Annotated in this window: 2 protein-coding genes; both read right to left on the bottom strand. The window is 57.7% G+C overall.

What is annotated here, in order from left to right; genetic code table 11:
- Positions 1 to 130: 130 nt before the first annotated feature.
- Complete coding sequence (locus HV796_RS43825) at positions 131 to 1015, bottom strand: IS4 family transposase (protein ID WP_217478244.1); 885 nt, start codon at positions 1013 to 1015, stop codon at positions 131 to 133.
- 7 nt (positions 1016 to 1022) lie between these two features.
- Positions 1023 to 1481: IS4/Tn5 family transposase DNA-binding protein (locus HV796_RS43820; RefSeq protein ID WP_281370001.1), on the bottom strand; the 459-nt coding region annotated here is incomplete at its 5' end.

The following is a 1481-nucleotide window of genomic DNA, read 5'->3' as shown; positions in this document are numbered from 1 at the left end:
CGGTTGAGGGCGAGTTCATATCCGAGTTGAATGTCGGTGTGGCGCCGCATGCCGTGCCACATAACGGTATTACCTAGAGGTGGATCGCCCGCGCGGGGGCCAGATAGCCGCCAAGCCGGGGCAACCTTGATCAGGTTGCGCAAGAGCGGCGGTGCCTGTGCGGTAAGCGGCAAGTCTGGGACCAAACGCTCGAGCAATTCAATTTCGGTTGATGTGTACACCGTGTCGGGCGCAGCTTGCGGGCACACCGGCTGATCATGGTCAGCCAGAATATGCGCCAGCTCAGGATGCAGAATACGGAGGTCAGGTTCGCGAGCCGATCGGCTGTGCGTAGCTTCGAGTCCTCTGCCTTGCATCCGGACTTGAGAATCTTGTGGAAGGGTTCGATCTTCCAGCGCATGACATACCAGTCGAGCTTCTCGATCGTCTGGGCCCGTGATCGGACCGGAAGATTTGTCAGCAACTTCCATTCAATGCCGGTACGCCCGGGTGGCACATCACGCTCATGCGCGTGAATCACCGTGAATTGCAGTGCCGGATAGCGGTCCTGCTTGCCGATGGGGGGCAACACTGTCATCTGCTGGTAGCGGATTTGAAGGGTTACGGGCGTCGCACTCCCCTTCGCGTCGCGAAGCTCGACACGGTGCAGTCCTTTGACCTTAACCTGTTCCATTTCGTGTGCGATGGTATGTTGACCATCGCCCGCGAGCCGGTCGACGCAGGTTCGCACGAGAAAGTATGTGCACAGATCATGCGAGGTGCAAAACAGTTCGTAGATGTCGCTTTCCCGATCGCCGACGTGAATGCAGCGCACCGGGTCATCGAGTAGTGCCGTTGACTGGCGCATGTTCTCCAGCCAGTGGTAGCTTTCCTTCTCCTCAATCGGGACTCGTCGCGTGGGGTTGATGTGCCTCTTCAGTGCCGTTGTGCCCTTGAATCTGCTTCGGGTCCAGAACTTCACCGCCACCAGACCCAGCGGCATTCCTTCGGAGGTGACTACGAGACTCGAATGCATCAGGACCTCACATTGCGTCAGCGGCGTGAGCAGGCCATGCTTTCCTCTTGGGACCGACGTCTTGCCTGTATAGCCAATGAGTTCGGGACGTTCCAACTGAGAATGTCGTCGTATCCTGCAGGATGAGAATGGGTCCTTGTGTCGCCTTGAAGCGCTCGGCGCTCGCCTGAAAGTGGCCACTCAGGATATCCTGTTCGCTGACACGGTCATTCGATAGAAAGTGGTACACAGCCCTGGTCGATGCCCAGTCCTGGCATACGAACGGAATCGTCTGGTCCATCCCCGACCATAACTGTTCCAGCACTACACCGAAACGCTTGCGCAGTCGGGCATCATGAAATTCGCTCGCCTCAACTTCCTTCTCGAACCACGCCCGCTCATCCGCCTGTCGCTTGCCGGCCATTTCGCTCGCACACGAAACATAACGTGCACCAGGTTTCGCATCCGACTTGTGGGTAATTGCAAG

It is taken from the genome of Paraburkholderia humisilvae (assembly GCF_902859855.1).
GTDB classification, from domain to species: Bacteria; Pseudomonadota; Gammaproteobacteria; order Burkholderiales; family Burkholderiaceae; genus Paraburkholderia; species Paraburkholderia humisilvae.
Note: the sequence above shows the minus strand (reverse complement) of the source record. Positions and strands in the feature narration are given on the sequence as shown.

Bases quoted from the DNA above. Each gene is read 5' to 3' on its own strand.
- HV796_RS43825 (WP_217478244.1), bottom strand. From the start codon at position 1,015: ATGCATTCGAGTCTCGTAGTCACCTCCGAAGGAATGCCGCTGGGTCTG.